The following is a 19,779-nucleotide window of genomic DNA, read 5'->3' as shown; positions in this document are numbered from 1 at the left end:
AAAAGATAAAAGACAGCTCCGATTTAATAGATAATGGCATTTGTCCCAAAAAACCATTCACCTTTGACCTTTCGCCTTTAACCTTTCCCCTAATCGCGGGCGAATTTCTTCACCGTTTCCGTAATATGCGCTAAATGATGCTTGCTATGCCATGAGTATAAGGCCAGCCCCTTTTTAAGCGAAACGGTATCGCCCGATGCAGGATGTACAAAAGTGCGTTCCCATTCGTTTTCGGTAAAACTTTCAAATAAGGCTACCATATGAATATGGATGCCTTCCAATATTTTTAATGACGATTCTACCGGCAGGCGATAATCGGGCAGTAAAGCCCAGTCGGCTTCTTCATATGGCTTTATAACAGGATTGGTTTCGGTGAGTGCAAGCTTAAACCGGGTAATCGAGTTCATGTGGCTATCGGCCAGGTGGTGGATCACTTGCCTCAATGTCCATCCGCCGGTACGGTACGGGGTATCCAGTTCCTGGTAGTTTAAACCGGCTATTGCATTACGCAATTTACCTGGCAATGTGCGCAGATCATCTACCCATTCGCGAATGTTTTCGTCGGTGTAAGATGCCGGTGGTGCAAATTTCCCAATCGGGAACTTCATTTGTTCGTCTGTCATAAATGTAAAAAAAAATTAAATTAGGTATAATTTTATAGTACAGCAAGCTTTAACCTAAATTAGCGTTCTGTAGGTGTTAGTTAAAACGATGATAAAAAGACTGTTTTTTGTACTGCTGCTGTTAAAATGCCCCATTACATATGCACAAACCATTAAAACCGATATTTTGGTAATTGGCGGCGGTCCGGCCGGCTGCTCGGCGGCCATACAGGGCGCTCGCAGCAAAATTAAAACAGTACTTATTGAAGCAGGGCCGCAACTATGCCCATCAATGCAAGCCCAAACAATGGTAACCATCGGCCACGGGCACAATCTGCCATCAGGTATCTGGGGCGAATTCCGGAAATGGGTAACGGTGTTTTACAAAAAAACACCTGGATATGACACCGCGTACAATGCCCCGCTCCGTTTAGAACCATACACAGGAGCCGCTATTATTAAAAAAATGGCCGATACGGTTAAAAATCTAACCACGAAGCTAAATACTGTTGTGATTGCGATAAAAAAAGATGGGGACGGCTGGGTGGTAACTGTTAACCAAGATTCAAAATCGCAACAAATAAAAGCAAAGCTGATTATCGATGCTACGCCAAATGCTTCAATAGCCGAAAAATTGAATATCAATTTTAAACCGGTTGATTTAATTGCCGATAATCACCAATCGGCCGCATACCGTACCAGCATTGCAACAGGCGACGGTTATCCGGAGCAAAACGGAGACAAAACCCCTCCTTCGGGCAACTACCCACAACTGCCATTATATTGTATTCCGCTGAGTTCAATTGTAGCTCCTGGTGCCGAGAACCTGTTGGTTACTGGCAAGCTTTTTCCTGGAGATGACATACAATACCTGCCCAACCAACTTATGCTGGGCCAGGGTGCAGGGGCTGCCGCGGCATTTTGTGCGTTTTTTAAAACTACAACCCATAAGTTAAATTCACGCACGGTGCAGGGCGAACTGCTTGATTTTAAAAGTTACCTGGTTCCCTTTGCCGATGTAAACCAAAACGATCGTTATTTTAGGTCGGTGCAGCAGGTTGCTGCAACCGGGTTATTAAAGGGAGGGCAAAAATTGGATAGCAATGTGCCAGAGTTGCTGTTTATGCCCGATTCTGCAGTTAATACCGCCGAGATTGAACCCGTATTAAATGATATTTATACCCGCACATTTTTATGGTTCAACAGGGAAAAACCTAAGCCGAAATTCACGGTCGAAAACACATTATCGCTTATAAGTGAAATAACGTTAACTGATCCTAAAACGCTGCACATCTCCATGGCCAAAGCCTGGAAAAGCCAATATAAATTCCAATCGGATTTTGATGTTAACCGGCCAATAACCCGCCGGGAGTTTGCTATATTGGTTAATCAGTTTTTAAACCCCTTTGCCCGAACAGTGGATTTATCGGGTAGGTTTATAAATTAGGCAGAGGGCTTAAGTGTAGCGTACAAATGCTCGTCGAAAATAAGGCCGTTTTTAATGATGGCATTTTTACAGATAGCTTCTTTTACAAACCCCGCCTTTTCCAATACCCGCATCGATTTTGGATTATTGCCCAATACACCTGCCTGTAGTCGTACAATATCCAGGTTGGCAAACCCGTAATTAACTACCAGTTTTACGGCCTTTGGCATAATCCCCTTGCCCCAATGGTCCTGGCCCAGCCAATAGCCTATCAATGCCGATTTTCGGTAAATATCACCTCTTAAATCAATGCCAATTACGCCGGCTACTTCGCCGTTAATAACTATCGCGAATTTGGTTTGCACGTTTTCGGCCATCGCAAGCCCAATAAAATCAACGGCATCGGCCATTGTGTATGGCGATGGAAAGCGATCAAGAAGGGCATCAAATATCCTTGGGTTATCAGCGTGTTTTTGTAGCGATTCGGCATCGGCCAAACGCAGTTCACGTAAAATAAAACCGTCGCTTTTGATTTCCATTTTGTAACAATAAAACGTCTAAAATTAGCAAAGCAAAGCCAAACTGTTAAATTGCATCCGCGTATTAGTTGCGCGAAACAAGACTGACTCATGAAAAAAATATTTACACTGCTATTACTGGCCAATACTGCCGGTGCTTTTGCCCAAAAGCTGGATACCCTTACCATTGAAAAAATTATGCGCGATCCAAAATGGATAGGTGTATCCCCATCAAACATTCACTGGAGCGATGATAGCAAAAAGATTCTTTTTACCTGGAATCCGGATAAGATCGGGCCGGATGAATTGTTTGCCGCTACCCCCGGCGGTACCGGGCCGCAAAAAGTAAGCATTTCCGATAGGCGCGGTTTGCCGGCCGAAAACGGTAGCTGGAATAAAAAACGCACCCAAAAAGTTTTTGAAAAAAATGGCGACCTGTTTTTAGAAGACCTAAAAACGGGCAAAATAACCCAGCTTACCCATACTGAGGAGCGCGAAAGCTCGCCGGCTTTTAATGGTGATGAAAGCCACATCATATTTTCGCAGGGCAGTAACCTGTTCTATATGAAGCTTAACGGAAATGGATTGGAGCAACTTACTAATTTTGTTAAATCAAAAAGCAAGAAGGGGACCGACGAACTTAACGAAGAAGAAAAATGGCTTAAAAGGCAGCAGCTGGAATTGTTTGATATTGTTAAGGTTGAGAAGAAAGAGGCAAAACAAGACTCGACCGAAAGGGCAGATCTGGCACCGAAGGAATTGAAGGAACTGATTTTTGGAACTAAACGGGTTGGGCGGGTTAAAATAAGCCCCGATGAGCGTTTTGTTACTTACCGGCTGACAAAATCTGCCGACGATGTAAAAAATGCCATCGTTCCTAATTATGTAACCGAATCGGGCTTCACAGAGGATATTCCCAACCGTTCAAAAGTAGGCAGGCCTTCATCAACATCCGAAGCATTTATTTACGACAGACAGCGCGATAGTGTTTACCGTATAAAAACATCAGACCTGCCGGGCATTAAAGACGCGCCTGATTATTTAAAAGATTACCCAAAGGAGCAGGATGCCTATAAAAAAGCGAATGCCGACAGGGCGGTAACTATTGAGGGTATATTCTGGAGCGAAAACTCAGCCAATGCTGTCGTAGTAATATCTGCCCAGGATAATAAGGACCGCTGGATTATGCGATTAGATGCCCTTACCGGCAAACTTAGCCTGCTCGACCGCCAGCGCGATGAAGCCTGGATTGGCGGTCCCGGAATTGAAAACTCGGCAACAGGGAACGTTGGTTTTATTGATAACTATCATTTCTATTTTCAAAGCGAGGCCAGCGGTTACTCGCACATCTATATAGTTGATATTAATAGCGGCGTAAAAAAGCAAATTACCAGTGGTAAATGGGAAGTACAAACGCTGCAGCTATCCAATGATAAAAAAAGATTCTACTTCACCGCTAATATCGATCATCCGGGGTTAACGGATTTTTACAGCCTGCCGGTGGATGGCGGTACACCAACAAAAATAACAGGCTTAAAGGGAGGAAACGATGTAACACTATCGCCCGATGAAAAATGGCTGGCCATCCGTTACTCCTACTCTAACAAACCATGGGAATTATATGTGCAGGCCAATAAACCCGGAGCCCGGGCGGTACAGGTTACCAGATCGATAAGCGCCGAATACGAATCGTACCCGTGGCGCGCGCCGGAAATCATCACCTTTAAAAACAGGTACGGCAGCGATGTTTACGCCCGTTTGTACTTGCCCAAAAAGGTCGACCCTGCAAAACCGGCTGTAGTGTTTGTACATGGCGCAGGCTACCTGCAAAACGTAACGTATTCCTGGAGCTATTACTTCCGCGAGTTTATGTTTAACAATATGCTGGCCGATAATGGTTATACCGTATTGGATGTTGATTACACCGCAAGTGCAGGCTACGGCCGCGACTGGCGAACAGGCATCTACCGGCACATGGGCGGTAAAGATTTGACAGACCAGGTTGATGGTGTAAAGTACCTGGTAGATAAATATGGCGTAAACCCTAAACACGTTGGCTTATATGGCGGATCATACGGCGGGTTTATTACGTTGATGGGCATGTTCACCGAACCGGATGTTTTTGCTGCCGGCGGTGCCATTCGCTCGGTTACCGATTGGGCACATTACAACCACGAGTACACTTCCAATATTTTAAACGAACCTTTTACAGATGAAACAGCTTACCGTAAAAGCTCGCCTATTTACTTTGCCAATGGCTTAAAAGGCAATTTATTGATGCTGCACGGCATGATAGACCAGAACGTGAACTACCAGGATATTATCCGCCTGACGCAGAAACTAATTGAGCTGCACAAAGAAAACTGGGAACTGGCATCGTACCCTGTAGAAGACCACGCCTTTGAACAACCCAGCAGCTGGACGGATGAGTATAAACGTATTTATAAATTATTTGAGCAAACGTTGAAGAAATGATGGCTCCACAAAAAAAGCAAGGGACAGTGCGATTCCTTCCTTGGGGAAGGGAAGGTAGGGGTTTAATAAACTATGCAAAACTCATCGCGCGTAGAAACCCCTCCCTGCTCTCGCTCAATCCACCACACCCCTCCCGTCGGGAGGGAATTACCTTTTTTTTTGTTAAGATGATTGGTATAATGACACTGTTTATTATCGGCTGCTCTTCCAATCAACACAAAATCAACAACGTCAAAATAAACCTTACCCCCGATAAGCACTCCCTCAAAATAACCGGCCTCGATCCGCTGATTGTTCAGGATATCAACCGCGATTCAACTGAAGGTAACTGGCAGAGCCTGGTGCCTGTGTATAAAATGCCCGCCGATACAGATCTGAAAAACTATCAGCCTATTCAGCCGGGCAAATACATGGTAGCCGATAGCGTGGTTACATTTACGCCCGATACCCCTTTTGCAGCGGCCCAAACTTATTTTGTTCGCTATTATAAATATGATGCCAACAGCAAAGCTTCGGATTTTATATTAGGAAAAAATAAACTGGGCAGTTTGCATTATACAGATTTGATTTTTAAGCAATAACCCTGTTTGATAGTTGAAAAATTAATAAATTTGATTATATTTGCAGTCAATTAATAAAAGAGGGGGCAAATAGCCCCCTCTTTTATTTTATCAATTAAAAATTATCAATCAAAAACGGGCGGGTAATGAACATTGAAAAAAGAGTAAGGGAACTGGTAGAAGAGAAGATAGCCGATAAGCCGAATTTGTTTTTGGTGGATGTTAAAATGCACTCAAACGGAAAACTTATCGTTTTGCTTGATGGCGATGATGGTGTAGGTATTGACGATTGCGTGGCAGTAAGCAGGCATGTGGGCTTCCATTTAGAGGAAGAAAATGTAATTGAAACCGCCTACAACCTGGAAGTATCGTCGCCGGGGATTGATTTTCCGCTTTCGTCGCCAAGACAATATGCCAAGAATGTTGGGCGTACGTTGGGCATCAAAATGGCTGATGGCGTAAAACGGGAAGGGATTTTATCGGCATTAACCGAGGATGCCATTGTAATTGAAGAAAAAATAAAAGAAAAAGGGAAAAAGGCCGAAACTGTTGAGAGCGTTATCCCATTAGATAAAATAACAGAAACAAAAGTTTTAATATCATTCAAGTAGAAAATGAGCAATATTAATTTAATTGATTCTTTTCAGGAATTTAAAGATTTCAAGAACATTGACCGCCCAACCATGATGAGCGTTTTGGAAGACGTTTTCAGAAGTATGATCAGGAAAAAATACGGCACAGATGAAAATTGCGACGTGATTGTTAATACCGACAACGGTGACTTAGAGATTTGGCGCACCCGTAAGGTTATGGAAGATGGGTTTAGCGAAGATGATGACCTGGAGGTTGAACTGGCCGAAGCAAAATTGTTTGATCCGGATTTGGAAGTAGGCGATGAGCAAATTGAGCAAATTACCCTGGAAAGCTTTGGCCGCCGTGCTATTTTAGCGGCACGCCAAACACTGGTTTCAAAAATTTTGGAACTGGAGAAAGACGAGATCTTTAAAAAATACAAAGATCGTGTGGGCGAAATTGTTACCGGCGAAGTTTACCAGGTTTGGAAAAAAGAAACCCTTGTACTTGATGATGAAGGCAACGAATTGCTGCTGCCAAAAACAGAGCAGATTCCGGCCGACTACTTTAAAAAAGGCGATAGCGTAAAAGCTGTTGTACATAAGGTAGATATGCTGAATAGCAACCCTAAAATTATCATTTCGCGTACTGCGCCAGAGTTTTTACAGCGTTTGTTTGAACTGGAAGTGCCCGAAATTTTTGATGGCTTAATCACCATTAAAAAAATTGTACGCGAGCCGGGCGAAAGGGCTAAGGTTGCCGTAGAATCATACGATGACCGTATTGACCCGGTTGGTGCCTGCGTGGGTATGAAGGGTTCACGTATACATGGTATCGTTCGCGAATTAAAAAATGAAAATATTGATGTGATTAACTTCACCAACAATATCCAGCTCTATATTCAGCGTGCATTGTCGCCTGCCAAAATCACATCTATTAAATTAGATGATGAGAAAAAAACAGCAGCAGTGTACTTAAAGCCCGACCAGGTTTCTTTAGCTATTGGCCGTGGTGGTCACAATATTAAACTGGCAGGTAAATTAACCGGCTATGAGATAGATGTTTACCGCGAGGCTGATGAGCATGATGAGGATGTGGATATTGAAGAATTTACAGATGAAATTGATAGCTGGATTATTGATGAATTTAAGCGCATTGGCTTAGATACAGCAAAATCGGTATTGGCTTTAACTGTTGGCGAGTTGGTAAAACGTACCGATCTGGAAGAAGAAACGGTAAAAGAAGTGCTATCAATATTGAATGCTGAGTTTGAATAAGCATAATAACCAAAATTAAAATCGTATTTTTGCGATAATTAGCAGAGAAAATATAATAAATGTCAGAAGACAAATCAATAAAATTAATTAAGGCGGTAAAAGAGCTCAACATTGGTATGGGTACCATTGTCGATTTTTTGGCGACTAAAGGCTATAAGGTTGACAAGCACCCCATGGCCCAGCTAAATGGCGACATGTACGGTGCATTGTTGAAGGAATTTGCCTTTGATAAAAGTATTAAAGAGGAAGCCAAGCAGATCAGTATCGGTAAGATAAGGAAAGAGGAAACTGCGCCGCTGCCTGAAAAGCCGATCGAAAATCGCCGTTCACGCGATTTTGAGAACGAAGAGATACTGATCAAAAATGCCGGCCAATATACCGCGCCGCAGGCCGAGAAACCGAAACCGGTTGAGCCTGCTGCCCCGGTGAAAACCGAGGAGCGCAGTGATGTACTGCCCGGAGTTAAGGTAATTGGGAAAATTGACCTTAATAATCTGAATGCTAAACCACAGCCTGTTGCCGAAAAGCCTGCTGTAGCAGAAGCGCCAAAACCAGAGCCGGTTGTGGAAGCGCCTAAACCTGTTGTTGCCGAAAAGCCGGCCGTAGCAGAAGCGCCAAAACCAGAGCCTGTTGTTGAAACACCAAAACCGGTTGTTGCCGAAACCCCTAAAGTTGAAGCACCAAAACCACCTGTGGTTGAAGCACCAAAGGTAGAAGAACCCAAAGCAGAGGCGCCAAAACCTCCTGTTGTACAGGCACCTGTTGTTGAAGCCCCGGCCGAAACACCGGCAGATGGCGATGACGACGTAATACGGGCCAAGGCAGAGCGCCTTACAGGCCCTAATATTATTGGTAAAATACAACTGCCTGTTAATGCGCCAAAACGCAATCCGATAGCATCTTCATCAAATTCAAACAGCGCCGATCATAAGCGCAAAAGGAAACGTAAAGATAGCCAGGGCAATCCGCAGCAAGGTGGCGGTGGTAATCATCCGCAAAACCAGCAAGGTGGTGGTAACCATCCTCCGCATACCCCATCGGGTGGCGGTACTATTAACCCTAACCGTCCGGATTTCCGGAACCGGGGTAATGGTGCACCAGGAAACGGAGGCCCTCAGCAAGGAGGCGGCGGTGGAAACCGCCCTGATTTCAGAGGCAACCGTAACAATGCGCCGCAAAATACCGGCCCTAAGGAAGAGCCTTCAGAAAAAGATATACAAGACCAGATTAAAGCAACGCTTGCACGCTTAAGCGGTGCCGGTAAGTCGGGCAAATTTGCACAGCGGGCCAAATTCCGCCGTCAAAAACGCGATGACGTTGCCGCCAGTGCCGATGAATTGGCAATGGAGCAGGAGCTGCAATCGAAAGTATTAAAGGTTACCGAGTTTGTAACTGCCAATGAGCTTGCATTAATGATGGATGTATCTGTAACCCAGATTATATCTACCTGTATGAGCCTGGGCATGTTCGTATCTATTAACCAAAGGCTTGATGCAGAAACATTAACCATTGTGGCCGACGAATTTGGCTACCAGGTTGAATTTGTGAAGCCACAGGATGAAGAGGCTAACCTTGACCAGCCAGATGATCCGGCAGATTTAGTTCCCCGTGCGCCAATTGTAACCATCATGGGTCACGTGGATCATGGTAAAACATCATTGTTGGATTTTATCCGCAAAACAAACGTAATAGGCGGCGAAGCCGGGGGTATAACCCAGCACATTGGTGCCTATGAAGTTACCTTGCCAGATAATAAAGGAAAGATCACATTCCTGGATACACCGGGTCACGAGGCGTTTACCGCCATGCGTGCAAGGGGTGCACAGGTTACAGATATTGTAATCATTGTAATTGCTGCTGATGACAGCGTGATGCCGCAAACCCGCGAGGCCATAAACCACGCGCAGGCTGCAGGTGCACCAATCATCTTCGCTTTCAATAAAATTGACAGGCCTGGTGCTAATTCGGATAAGATCCGTGAGCAACTATCGGCCATGAACATTTTGGTTGAAGAGTGGGGCGGTAAATACCAAACACAAGAGATATCGGCCAAAACCGGTTTAAATATCGAACTACTGTTAGAGAAGGTATTGCTTGAAGCCGAATTACTTGAACTGACAGCCAATCCTAATAAACGTGCCGTAGGTACTGTTATTGAGGCTGCATTAGATAAAGGCCGCGGCATTGTAACCACTATATTGGTACAGGCAGGCCGTTTAAAAGTAGGTGATCCTATTTTGGCCGGTTGCTATAGCGGTCGTGTTAAGGCATTAACCAACGAGCGTGGGCAACGGGTTGATTCTGCGGGGCCTTCAACACCTGTACAGGTATTGGGTATGCAGGGGGCGCCTACAGCCGGTGATAAATTCAACGTATTGGAAAGTGAAGTTGAAGCACGTGAAATTGCCAACAAGCGTTTGCAACTACAACGCGAGCAAGGTTTGCGTACGCAGAAACACATTACACTTGATGAGATTGGCCGTCGTTTGGCAGTTGGTAACTTTAAGGAGCTTAACATTATTGTTAAGGGCGACGTGGACGGATCTATCGAGGCGTTATCAGATTCATTGCTGAAACTATCTACCGAGCAGATACAGGTTAATATTATATCTAAAGCGGTGGGTCAGATCTCCGAATCAGACGTTTTGCTGGCTTCGGCATCAGATGCAATTATCATTGGTTTCCAGGTTCGTCCTTCGGGAAGTGCCCGTAAACTGGCCGAGGCTGAGCAGATCGACATTAGGCTATACTCTATCATCTACGATGCCATTAACGAGATTAAGGCGGCGATGGAAGGTATGCTTGCACCAACCTTTGAAGAGAAGATTGTTGCAAACGTGGAGATCCGCGAAACCTTCAAGATCAGCAAGGTGGGTACCATTGCAGGTTGTATGGTGCTTGATGGTAAAATTAACCGCAACAGCAAAATCCGCATCGTTCGTGATGGCGTGGTTATATACACCGGCGAGCTTGCTTCACTGAAACGCTTTAAAGATGATGTGAAAGAAGTATTGACTGGTTACGAGTGCGGTTTGAACATCCAAAACTTCAACAATATTGAAGTAGGCGACATTGTTGAAGCTTACGAAAATGTAGAAGTAAAACGCAAGTTATAATAAGCAAAGCTTAATAATTTAAAGGGCTGATCTGTTAAAGATTAGCCCTTTTTCTTTGATATCAATAGCTGGTAAAAATGCTTACCACGAGCGCAGTGACAAAGCTATTTTCATTCCGGGCGATGCCCGTCCGATTCAATCCTTTAGCAAGCCTTCTACAAGCGCTTTCCATTGTGGGCCTGATAGTCCCTTGCGGGCAGTAAGTGCAATAATAGTATTACGGATGCTATCGTATAAATTGGTATCGGAGTTATTGATCACTTCGTTTCGTCCATGTACTGCTGCGCTAACGTGGTTTAAGTACCGCTCAACAATAAAAGTATTGGTGGCGCTATGATCGTAAAAATTGGCAATGGCTTCACCCGGATTCCTGGGATTTGCTACTGGTCGCACAGTAATAGCTATAAATTCACTCTCCGAACCCGCGTTTTCAAATTCCCGGATGCTTTCAATCATTACCCAGTCAAGCCCCCCTCCTGCTATCGAGCCAGGAGCAGGCAGGTCTACATAAAAATGATCTCCTTTTTCGGCCATACGGTATAACTCATTTCCCTGCGCGTCGGTAAGTGAAAACTTTGAGGAGGCCGGCCCGGCAAACTGGTGCCAGTTAGAGATATCTTTCAGCCTGTTTTTAGCCAGCAGGAAAAGGTTATGCGCCTCCTCTCGTGTATCAAGGTCTGCAAAGTGGATAAAGTCGGTCATTCCGCCTTCTGTTTGTTCCGGGATATTATGATAACCATCATTCATAACTATAAATTATAAACATTTAACAGTCACTGTTACAAACGGTTTCATCATTGCGTATTATATTGTTGTACTTACAATTGTAACATAATCACTACATCATGCGCATCGGATTATCTTTTCAGGTGCGGGGTTTGATTATTAATTAAAAGTAATGTACATTTCCTTTTTATAAAACCTAAATGATAAATAAACCATTCCTGTGCTTTTTTATCGTCTTCACTTATATAAGTGGCCGTGCCTTTGGACAAACAGTAACGGATGACAGTACGATGCAAAAAATCGCCATTGGCCATGTAGTTGATGCTTACAATACGTCTATCGGCCAAATGTCGCGCCTCTATAACGGTCCCGAATATGAATTTTATGATCCTTTAATTAAAGGCAATGCTTGTTTTTTAGATGTAAACGCGTTCAAAACCGGTTCGGTTAATTACGATGGCATATTTTACGCAAACGTGCCAATGATGTACGATATCAACAAAGACCTTGTTGTAACCCTACTATATAACGGCTTTTCTAAATATTCATTAATAAACTCCAGGTTACAGAGTTTCGATTTGCTTAGCCATCATTTTGTATACGTCGCGGCCGATTCGACAAACCAGGCATCGTCTATAAGTTCGGGCTTATATGAAGAGATATATGGCGGCAACCTGCAGGTTTTAGTTAAGTGGACAAAAAGTATACAGAGTATATCAACGCAAACTACGCTCGAAACTTTTTTTACAGAAGCTAAAAAGCATTACTATTTAAAAAAAGGCAATAATTACTATAGTACAGGCGGACAAGGTGCTTTCCTGAATGCATTGAAAGACAAGAAAAAAGAATTGCAGCAGTATATAAAGGCAAATAAAATTAGTTTTAAAGATAACCCGGAAAAAGCGATGTATTTAATAGCCGCCCAATACGATCAATTATCAAAATAAGAAAGCTTTCATACCTGTAGTATCCAACTAATAGATAGTAGTTAAAACCTTAACCCAGTTCAGGATATTGCGAGAAATAAATATGCGAATGAAAAAAATTTACTTTTTTACTTTTTGTTTTTTGATCCTGATGAAGGTTGGCAATGCCCAGCAAACGGCAGTTAAAACAATTAGCGTAAACGTACAACAAGCTACTATTGAGCAGTTTGTTACCGAAATTGAAGCCAAAACCGGCTATCATTTTTATTATGAACCAGCCTTATTTGATAGTTTAAAAGTAACCGTTAAGTTAGATAATAAGCCGGTTAACGCCGTGCTTGATGCCGCGTTAAAAAACACGGTGTTTCGTTACGCAATAACCGCTGAAGGCCAGGTGTTTTTAACCAAAGGCCGCGAGATACAACCATCGCTTGCTGCTGGCTTTTTTGGAATTAAACAAGGTCCGGAAACCGTAAAGAACAACGTAACTACAACTGTAGCAGAATTTACCGATCAGAAAGAAAAGATTATTCCGGAGGCGACTACAGAAAATAAATTATATGAGATAGGTAATAAAACTAACACAATTGGTACCGGCAATGCAACGCTATCGGGTTATGTTCGCGATAGTAAATCTGGCGAGGCGGTAATTGGGGGGAGCATTTTTGTTACCAATACCAAAACAGGGGTAGCGACAGACCAATTTGGCTATTTTACCATTAGCCTGCCCAAAGGCCGCCAGATTTTGAGCATCCGTGGCCTTGGCATGCGTGATACCCGCAGGCAAATTGTACTTTACTCTGATGGGAAGCTGATTATAGAAATGAAAGAGCAGGTTACCAGCCTGAAGGAAGTAAAAATATCGGCCGAGAAAGTTGCCAACGTACGTAATGTGCAATTGGGTGTAAACCGGCTTGATATCAAGAGTATTAAACAGGTGCCAACCGTATTTGGCGAGGCCGACGTGTTGAGGGTTGTATTAACGCTGCCAGGGGTACAATCAGTAGGCGAGGCTACAACCGGGTTTAACGTACGTGGCGGATCGGCAGATCAGAACCTTATTTTAATGAATGATGCTACGATTTATAATCCCTCGCATTTTTTTGGTTTTTTCTCATCATTTAACCCCGACATCGTAAAAGATATTGAGCTTTATAAAAGCAGCATTCCGGAAAAATTTGGAGGGCGCCTATCGTCAGTATTGGATGTTACCAACCGCGAAGGCAATAAAAAGAAGTTTACCGGTTCGGCAGGCATTGGTTTAATAACCAGCCGGCTTAATGTAGAGGGGCCTATTATTAAAGATAAAACGTCGTTTTCGTTTGGTGGCCGTACCACCTACTCTGATTGGTTGCTGAAATTGCTTCCCGAGGCTTATAAACACAGCCAGGCATCGTTTTACGATTTAAACCTCGACATCAGTCACCAGATAAATGAAAAAAATAATATTTATGTAACCACCTACCTGAGCAAAGATAAATTTAAGTTAAACAGCGATACATCTTACGGGTACAGCAACCGTAACGCCAATATTAAATGGAAGCATAATTTTAACGATAAGCTGTTTAGTGTAATAGGCGCCGGTGTAGACAGGTATCAATATGATATTGCCAGCTATGATAACCCGGTAAATGCTTACAAGCTTAATTTCGACATTAACCAAACCAACTTTAAAGCCGATTTTACCTATTATCTTAATCGTAAAAACACTATTGATTTTGGCCTAAGCTCTATTTTTTATAAGCTTCATCCCGGCAACTTTCAGCCCAATAACCCCAAGTCACTGGTAGCGCCCGATGTTATCCCGGCGCAGCAGGCTTTGGAGAGCGCCTTGTACCTGGGCGATAAGTATGATTTTACAGAAGACTTTTCGGTAAGCGGAGGCATCAGGTATTCTATATATAATTTCCTGGGGCCGCAATTGGTTTATAACTATGCACCTAATTTGCCAAAAACAACCTCAAACCTGCTGGATAGTACCAATTATAGCAGCGGTAAGTTTATTAAAACATATTCGGGACCCGAGATTCGCTTGTCGGCGCGTTACCAGCTGGGCGATAATACTTCTTTAAAGGGCGGTTACAATACGTTAAGGCAATACATCCATTTATTATCAAATACAACGGCCATTGCCCCTACCGATGTTTGGCAACTGAGCGACCCGAATATCAAACCACAATACGGCGACCAGGTATCGCTTGGCCTTTACCACAACATGAAAGCAAACACCATTGAAACATCTGTCGAAATTTATTATAAAAGACTAAGGGATTACCTGGATTACCGTAGCGGCGCCAACCTGGTATTAAACCACCATATTGAAAATGATGTATTGGGTACCGAAGGCAAGGCCTATGGTATTGAGTTTTTGCTGAAGAAAACTACAGGCAAGGCCAATGGATGGATAAGCTATACCTATTCGCGCACTTTTTTAAGGCAAACCAACCCTAACGAAGGCGAGCTCATTAACGGCGGCGCCTACTACCCGGCCAATTTTGATAAACCGCATGATTTTAACTTCATTGGCAACTACCGGTTTTCGCACAGGTTTAGCGTGTCATTAAATCTTACTTATAGCACCGGCAGGCCTATTACATTACCGGTGGCCAAATATGAGTACGGCGGATCGGAACGGGTATATTATTCTGACAGGAACCAGTACCGTATCCCTGATTACTTCCGTTCAGATTTTTCGATGAACATTGAGGGTAATCACAAAGTGCATCAGCTTACACATAACTCGTTCACCATAGGGGTATATAATTTAACCGGTCGGCAAAATGCATATTCTACCTATTTTACCGAACAGGGAGGCGTAATAAGCGGGTACAAGCTGTCTATTTTTGCCAGGCCAATTCCGTTTATCAACTATAACATCAGGTTTTAAACAATATGTGCAGGGGGGGCAACTATATGGTTTATTTGATATTACTTACCGCAACAACGCCGGCCTGTCGTAAACCGTATGCGCCAAACCCGGTATCGGCCCCCGGTAGTTACCTGGTAGTTGAGGGTGTTATTGATCCCGGCGCCGATTCGACAATTATAACGGTGAGTAACTCGGTGCACCTTTCAGATACCACCTCGCTGGCAACAGAAACCAGTGCACGTTTAACAGTTGAAAGCGAGGCAGGCGCAAGCTATTCGTTAAACGAGTTTAAGGCCGGGCGCTATCTTGCTATCGGGTTAAATCTTGATAAAACAAAAAAGTATCGCCTGCATATCAGAACAAGCGGCGGGCAGGAATACGCATCAGACTATGTGCCTGTTAAACCAACCCCTCCTATTGATAGTGTAACTTATAAAGTAACATCAAGCGGTTTACAAATCAATTCAAACACCCATGATGCTACTAATAGTACGCGTTATTACAGGATGGCTTATGAGGAGGCCTGGAAGTTTCACGCACGGTTTAATTCGGGATTGATTGTAAAAAACGGCGAAATAGTGCCGCGCCGGGAAGATGAGATGATTTATTATTGTTACCGGGGCGATAAATCGTCTAATACCATTTTGGCATCATCAGAAAAACTGACGCAGGACGTAATTGCCAATGCTCCGATTACCGTGGTGCCGCCATCATCAGAAAAACTCACTATAAAATACAGCATCCAGGTAAAACAATATGCGCTTACAAAGGAAGCATATCAATTTTGGGAAAACATACGAAGAAACACCGAACAGCTGGGCAGTATATTTGATGCGCAGCCCTCGCAGTTAAAGGGAAATATTCATAACGTAACAAACCCCGATGAACCGGTTATCGGGTTTGTAAGCATAAGCACAACACAGCGTAAACGAATTTTTGTTGATAACGACAGGGTGCCTTATACCTGGTACGTTCCTGACGACGGGTTGTGTGAAAAGCTGGGCTATTTGTTAAATAATAACGGGGAGAATGATGTTGAACTTTTTATTATTAAGCTTCATCTGAACCCCCTGGAAGCTATACTGAATCCGTTTACCGGGCAGATTATTGGCTACAAAGCCGCATCAGTTGAATGTTCGGATTGTACTTTAAAAGGGAAAACAACTGCGCCACCTTATTGGGAGTTTTAATGATAGTAAAAAACAGCTACATATGGTATTTTATGACTACGGCAACAATGATGGCCGGGTGCAGAAAGCCGTATGCACCACCGGCGGTATTGGCTCCGGCCAGCTACCTGGTAGTTGAAGGTGTAATTGACAGCGGTAGCGATTCGACCCTGATAACATTGAGCAGGACAGTAAATATCGCCAACAAAACATCGCTTTTAATTGATTCGGCTGCCGAAGTAGCGGTAGAACGGGAGGATGGCGCGAGTTACCCGCTGAGTAAATTTAAAGGCCGTTACCTGGTTATTGGATTGAACCTTGATAAGGCAAAAAAATATCGTTTGCATATTAAAACCGGGGGGGATGAATACGCATCGGATTATGAGCCCGTTAAATTAACGCCTCCAATTGATAGCATTAGTTATAAGATAACAGGTGCCGGCCTGCAAATAAACTCAAATACGCATGATGTTACCAATAACGCGCGCTATTACAGATGGGAGTACGAAGAGGCCTGGAAATTCCATGCGGCCGTTAATTCCGGCCTCATTGTTAAAAACGGAAAGGTAACTTTTAGAGACGCCAATGAGATGTATTATTATTGTTATGCCGGTGATAGATCAAGTAATATTGTTTTGGCATCCTCAGAAAAGCTATTGCAGGATGTAATATCCCAAAACCCGGTTACGTTGATTCCGCCAAACTCCGGGAAGCTGGAGATAAAATATAGCATACGCCTGAAACAATATGCCTTAACCAAAGGCGCCTACGCATTTTGGGAAAACCTTCAGAAAAACACAGAGCAACTCGGCAGCATATTTGATGCGCAACCATCACAGTTGGTTGGCAATATTCATAGCATAAGCAACCCCGCCGAACCGGTAATTGGCTATGTAAGTGTAACCAATATGCAAAGCCGAAGAATTTTTATATCAAAAAATGTTTTACCGGATGAGTGGAATATAGATTTGACAGGGTGCGAAAATAATGCCTACCTATTTGCTAATCCCAATACCCGCCAGGATGATGTAGCCCTTTTTATTTTAAAAGGCGGCTTAATACCAACATTAAGCGTATTGGATAGTCTGGGCCAGGTAATAGGATACCGGGCATCAACGGTAGAGTGCACCGACTGCAGAGTGAGAGGAAATGTTAACGCACCAGGTTTTTGGCAAAACTGAATATGAAAGGAAACAAGCATATATGGATTTTGATATTAACGGCCTGGTGTGCTGCCGGCTGCAGAAAACCGTATGCTCCGCCGGTGATAACCAATAACAAAAGCTACCTGGTGGTTGAGGGGAATATTGACAGTGGCAGCGATTCGACAATAATAACCTTAAGCACAACCGTGAATCTCAACACGCATGATACAACAACGTTTCAAAGCGGCGCACAGGTATCTGTTGAAGCAGAAGGCGGCGTTAGTATGCCGCTACAGGAACAGCAGTATCAGCCAGGGCGTTATTACGCTGCAGCATTAAATCTTGATAAAACAAAAAAATATCGTCTGCATATAGTGATGCCAGGCAATGAATATGTTTCTGATTATGAGGGCGTAAAGGTTAACCCACCTATTGATAGTGTGAACTATAAGATAGGCAGCAAAGGATTGCAAATTTTTTCGAACACGCATGACCCGGCCAATAATACCCGATATTATCGCTGGGCCTATGAAGAAGCATGGCGTTTTCACTCGGCATTTAACTCGGGCCTGGTGGTTAAAAATGGCGCTATCGTTCCGCGGAGCAGCGATGAGGGCATCTACTATTGCTATGCAGGAGACAGATCGAGCACTATTATTTTGGCATCGTCGGCCAAGCTGACCCAGGATGTAATATTTGAAAATCCGGTTATTTTGATACCGCCTAATTCAGAGAAACTGGGAATTAAATACAGCATCCTTTTAAAACAATATGCGCTTACAAAAGCGGGATACGACTTTTGGGAAAACATAAAAAAGAACACCGAGCAATTAGGCAGCATATTTGACGCGCAGCCATCGCAATTGGTAGGTAATATACACAGTGTTACACACCCTAACGAGACAGTGATAGGGTACATAAGCGTAACCAACATGCAAAGTAAAAGGATATATATATCAAGCAGCGCCTTGCCCGCTTCATGGCAGCCCGATTATAAAGGCAGCTGTGAGCTTGACTCGGCTCTTTTTCAAAATCCTAACAGCAAGCAAAATGATGTTAAGGTATTGATACTTGAAGGACCGCTTATACCAATAACAACAATATTAAAGGATTCTTATGTGGTACTTGGATATACAGCATCAACCCTTGATTGTGTTGATTGCAGGTTAAGAGGAAAGACAGAAGCCCCCCCATTTTGGACAGAATAATATGAATAAGATAAAGAAACCGAGTATATGGTGTTTGTTGATTTTGGCTGGTATAGTAGTTATCGGCTGTAAAAAGCCATATAATCCATCTATTATAAGCACCCCAAATCATTACCTGGTGGTAGAAGGGGTAATTGACGTTGGCGATAGCGTTACGGTGATTAAGCTGAGCGAGACCGTAAACCTCGGCGATAACGTAAAAACATCGGGACTGGCGGGCTATACTGTTAATATTCAGGATGAAGGCGGTGCAAATGTTGCCGAATTGAAAGAGGTACCCGGTCAAAGCGGAAAATACGCTTCGGCGGCAGTGCTAACACTTGACCAAACAAAGAAATACAGGCTACATATTTCGGGGAACAGTAAGGAATATGCCTCCGATTATATCGCGGTGAAAAAGACACCTCCTATCGACAGCGTCGGCTTTGCACCCAAAGGTGGCAACCTGAATATTTATGTTAACACCCATGACGCCACCAATAATACACGCTATTACCGCTGGGATTATGCCGAGGCATGGAAGTTTCATGCCAGGTACGAATCGGGCTTTATTGTGGATCCTGATACTAAAGCAATAAGGACCAGAAGGCAGAATGAAGCGATGTATTATTGTTATACGGGCGATACCTCAAGTAACACGGTTATTGCATCATCCGCTAAGCTGAGTTCAGATGTTATATTCCAAACCCCTATAATACAAATACCCTCTACCGCCGAGAAACTCTCGATACGGTACTCCATTTTATTAAACCAGTACGGCTTAACAAAAGAGGCATATGAGTTTTGGGAAAATATCCGAAAAAATACCGAACAACTTGGAAGTATTTTTGATGCGCAGCCATCCCAGCTACAGGGTAATATTCACAGTATAACCAATCCTAATGAACCGGTTATCGGGTTCATAACCATCACCAATATCCAGCGCAAACGGATTTTTATCAACAACAGTCAATTACCCGCAGAATGGTACCCCGTTTACCCATACAACTGCTCGGCAGATACAGCCCTTTTTTATAACCCTAAAACAATGCAGCACGAGGTGCAGCTAATTATAATTGACGGCAGTGCAATACCGGTTTCGTCAATTGTAAATATGAATGTCTTAATTGGCTATACATATTCAACGGTTGAATGTACCGATTGCCGGATAAGAGGTAAGTCATTACCTCCCCCATTCTGGAAGCCATAG

General features: G+C 43.4%; 15 protein-coding genes. 12 read left to right on the top strand and 3 right to left on the bottom strand.

Translation table 11 applies throughout. The features are described 5' to 3' along the window. Nucleotides 1-89 precede the first annotated feature (89 nt). Entirely contained in the window at nucleotides 90-623 is a 534-nt protein-coding gene (locus tag FSB76_RS13640) for a YfiT family bacillithiol transferase (RefSeq protein WP_147054183.1), read from the bottom strand. An 88-nt stretch (nucleotides 624-711) separates the two neighbouring features. Between FSB76_RS13640 and FSB76_RS13635 the strand changes: the two genes are divergently transcribed. Continuing rightward, entirely contained in the window at nucleotides 712-2,049 is a 1,338-nt protein-coding gene (locus FSB76_RS13635) for an FAD-dependent oxidoreductase (protein WP_147054181.1), read from the top strand. Here FSB76_RS13635 and FSB76_RS13630 read toward each other — a convergent pair. After that, a complete protein-coding gene (locus FSB76_RS13630) occupies nucleotides 2,046-2,567 on the bottom strand; it encodes a GNAT family N-acetyltransferase (RefSeq protein WP_147054179.1) in 522 nt (173 codons plus the stop codon). The two genes, FSB76_RS13635 and FSB76_RS13630, sit on opposite strands and share 4 nt — an antisense overlap. 90 nt (nucleotides 2,568-2,657) lie before the next feature. Here FSB76_RS13630 and FSB76_RS13625 point away from each other — a divergent pair, with 90 nt between their 5' ends. The 5 genes from FSB76_RS13625 (at nucleotide 2,658) to infB (ending at nucleotide 10,547) form a co-directional block, all read left to right on the top strand. Continuing rightward, on the top strand, nucleotides 2,658-5,021 hold the full coding sequence (locus tag FSB76_RS13625) for a prolyl oligopeptidase family serine peptidase (RefSeq protein WP_147054177.1): 2,364 nt from the start codon (nucleotides 2,658-2,660) through the stop codon (nucleotides 5,019-5,021). Between the two features lie 179 nt (nucleotides 5,022-5,200). After that, nucleotides 5,201-5,602 (top strand): hypothetical protein, encoded by a 402-nt coding sequence (locus tag FSB76_RS13620; protein ID WP_147054175.1) that lies wholly within the window; start codon nucleotides 5,201-5,203, stop codon nucleotides 5,600-5,602. A 125-nt stretch (nucleotides 5,603-5,727) separates the two neighbouring features. Then, nucleotides 5,728-6,192, top strand: coding sequence for a ribosome assembly cofactor RimP (gene rimP / locus FSB76_RS13615; protein ID WP_147054172.1), 465 nt, complete (start codon nucleotides 5,728-5,730; stop codon nucleotides 6,190-6,192). A 3-nt stretch (nucleotides 6,193-6,195) separates the two neighbouring features. Next, on the top strand, nucleotides 6,196-7,431 hold the full coding sequence (gene nusA / locus FSB76_RS13610) for a transcription termination factor NusA (protein WP_147054170.1): 1,236 nt from the start codon (nucleotides 6,196-6,198) through the stop codon (nucleotides 7,429-7,431). A 59-nt stretch (nucleotides 7,432-7,490) separates the two neighbouring features. Further along, on the top strand, nucleotides 7,491-10,547 hold the full coding sequence (infB, locus tag FSB76_RS13605; protein WP_147054168.1) for a translation initiation factor IF-2: 3,057 nt from the start codon (nucleotides 7,491-7,493) through the stop codon (nucleotides 10,545-10,547). 135 nt (nucleotides 10,548-10,682) lie between these two features. On the opposite strand, the gene FSB76_RS13600 is transcribed toward infB, so the two are convergent. Then, nucleotides 10,683-11,294 carry a hypothetical protein gene (locus FSB76_RS13600; protein WP_147054166.1) on the bottom strand — a complete coding sequence of 204 codons (612 nt, stop codon included), beginning with the start codon at nucleotides 11,292-11,294 and terminating at the stop codon, nucleotides 10,683-10,685. A gap of 179 nt (nucleotides 11,295-11,473) precedes the next feature. Between FSB76_RS13600 and FSB76_RS13595 the strand changes: the two genes are divergently transcribed. The 6 genes from FSB76_RS13595 (at nucleotide 11,474) to FSB76_RS13570 (ending at nucleotide 19,779) form a co-directional block, all read left to right on the top strand. Next, on the top strand, nucleotides 11,474-12,220 hold the full coding sequence (locus FSB76_RS13595; RefSeq protein WP_147054164.1) for a hypothetical protein: 747 nt from the start codon (nucleotides 11,474-11,476) through the stop codon (nucleotides 12,218-12,220). Nucleotides 12,221-12,308: 88 nt separating this feature from the next. After that, nucleotides 12,309-15,086: a TonB-dependent receptor gene (locus FSB76_RS13590; protein WP_147054162.1), complete on the top strand. Its 2,778-nt coding sequence runs from the start codon at nucleotides 12,309-12,311 to the stop codon at nucleotides 15,084-15,086. Between the two features lie 5 nt (nucleotides 15,087-15,091). Further along, on the top strand, nucleotides 15,092-16,258 hold the full coding sequence (locus tag FSB76_RS13585; RefSeq protein WP_147054160.1) for a DUF4249 domain-containing protein: 1,167 nt from the start codon (nucleotides 15,092-15,094) through the stop codon (nucleotides 16,256-16,258). Further along, nucleotides 16,258-17,418 carry a DUF4249 domain-containing protein gene (locus tag FSB76_RS13580; RefSeq protein ID WP_158642898.1) on the top strand — a complete coding sequence of 387 codons (1,161 nt, stop codon included), beginning with the start codon at nucleotides 16,258-16,260 and terminating at the stop codon, nucleotides 17,416-17,418. Before FSB76_RS13585 ends, FSB76_RS13580 begins: the two co-directional genes overlap by 1 nt. 2 nt (nucleotides 17,419-17,420) lie before the next feature. After that, complete coding sequence (locus tag FSB76_RS13575; protein WP_147054156.1) at nucleotides 17,421-18,590, top strand: DUF4249 domain-containing protein; 1,170 nt, start codon at nucleotides 17,421-17,423, stop codon at nucleotides 18,588-18,590. Between the two features lies 1 nt (nucleotide 18,591). Beyond that, the gene (locus FSB76_RS13570) at nucleotides 18,592-19,779 is read left to right on the top strand and encodes a DUF4249 domain-containing protein (RefSeq protein WP_147054154.1); all 1,188 of its coding nucleotides are present in this window, start codon (nucleotides 18,592-18,594) and stop codon (nucleotides 19,777-19,779) included.

The sequence above is a fragment of the Mucilaginibacter ginsenosidivorax genome, from assembly GCF_007971525.1.
Taxonomy (GTDB): Bacteria; Bacteroidota; Bacteroidia; order Sphingobacteriales; family Sphingobacteriaceae; genus Mucilaginibacter; species Mucilaginibacter ginsenosidivorax.
Note: the sequence above shows the minus strand (reverse complement) of the source record. Positions and strands in the feature narration are given on the sequence as shown.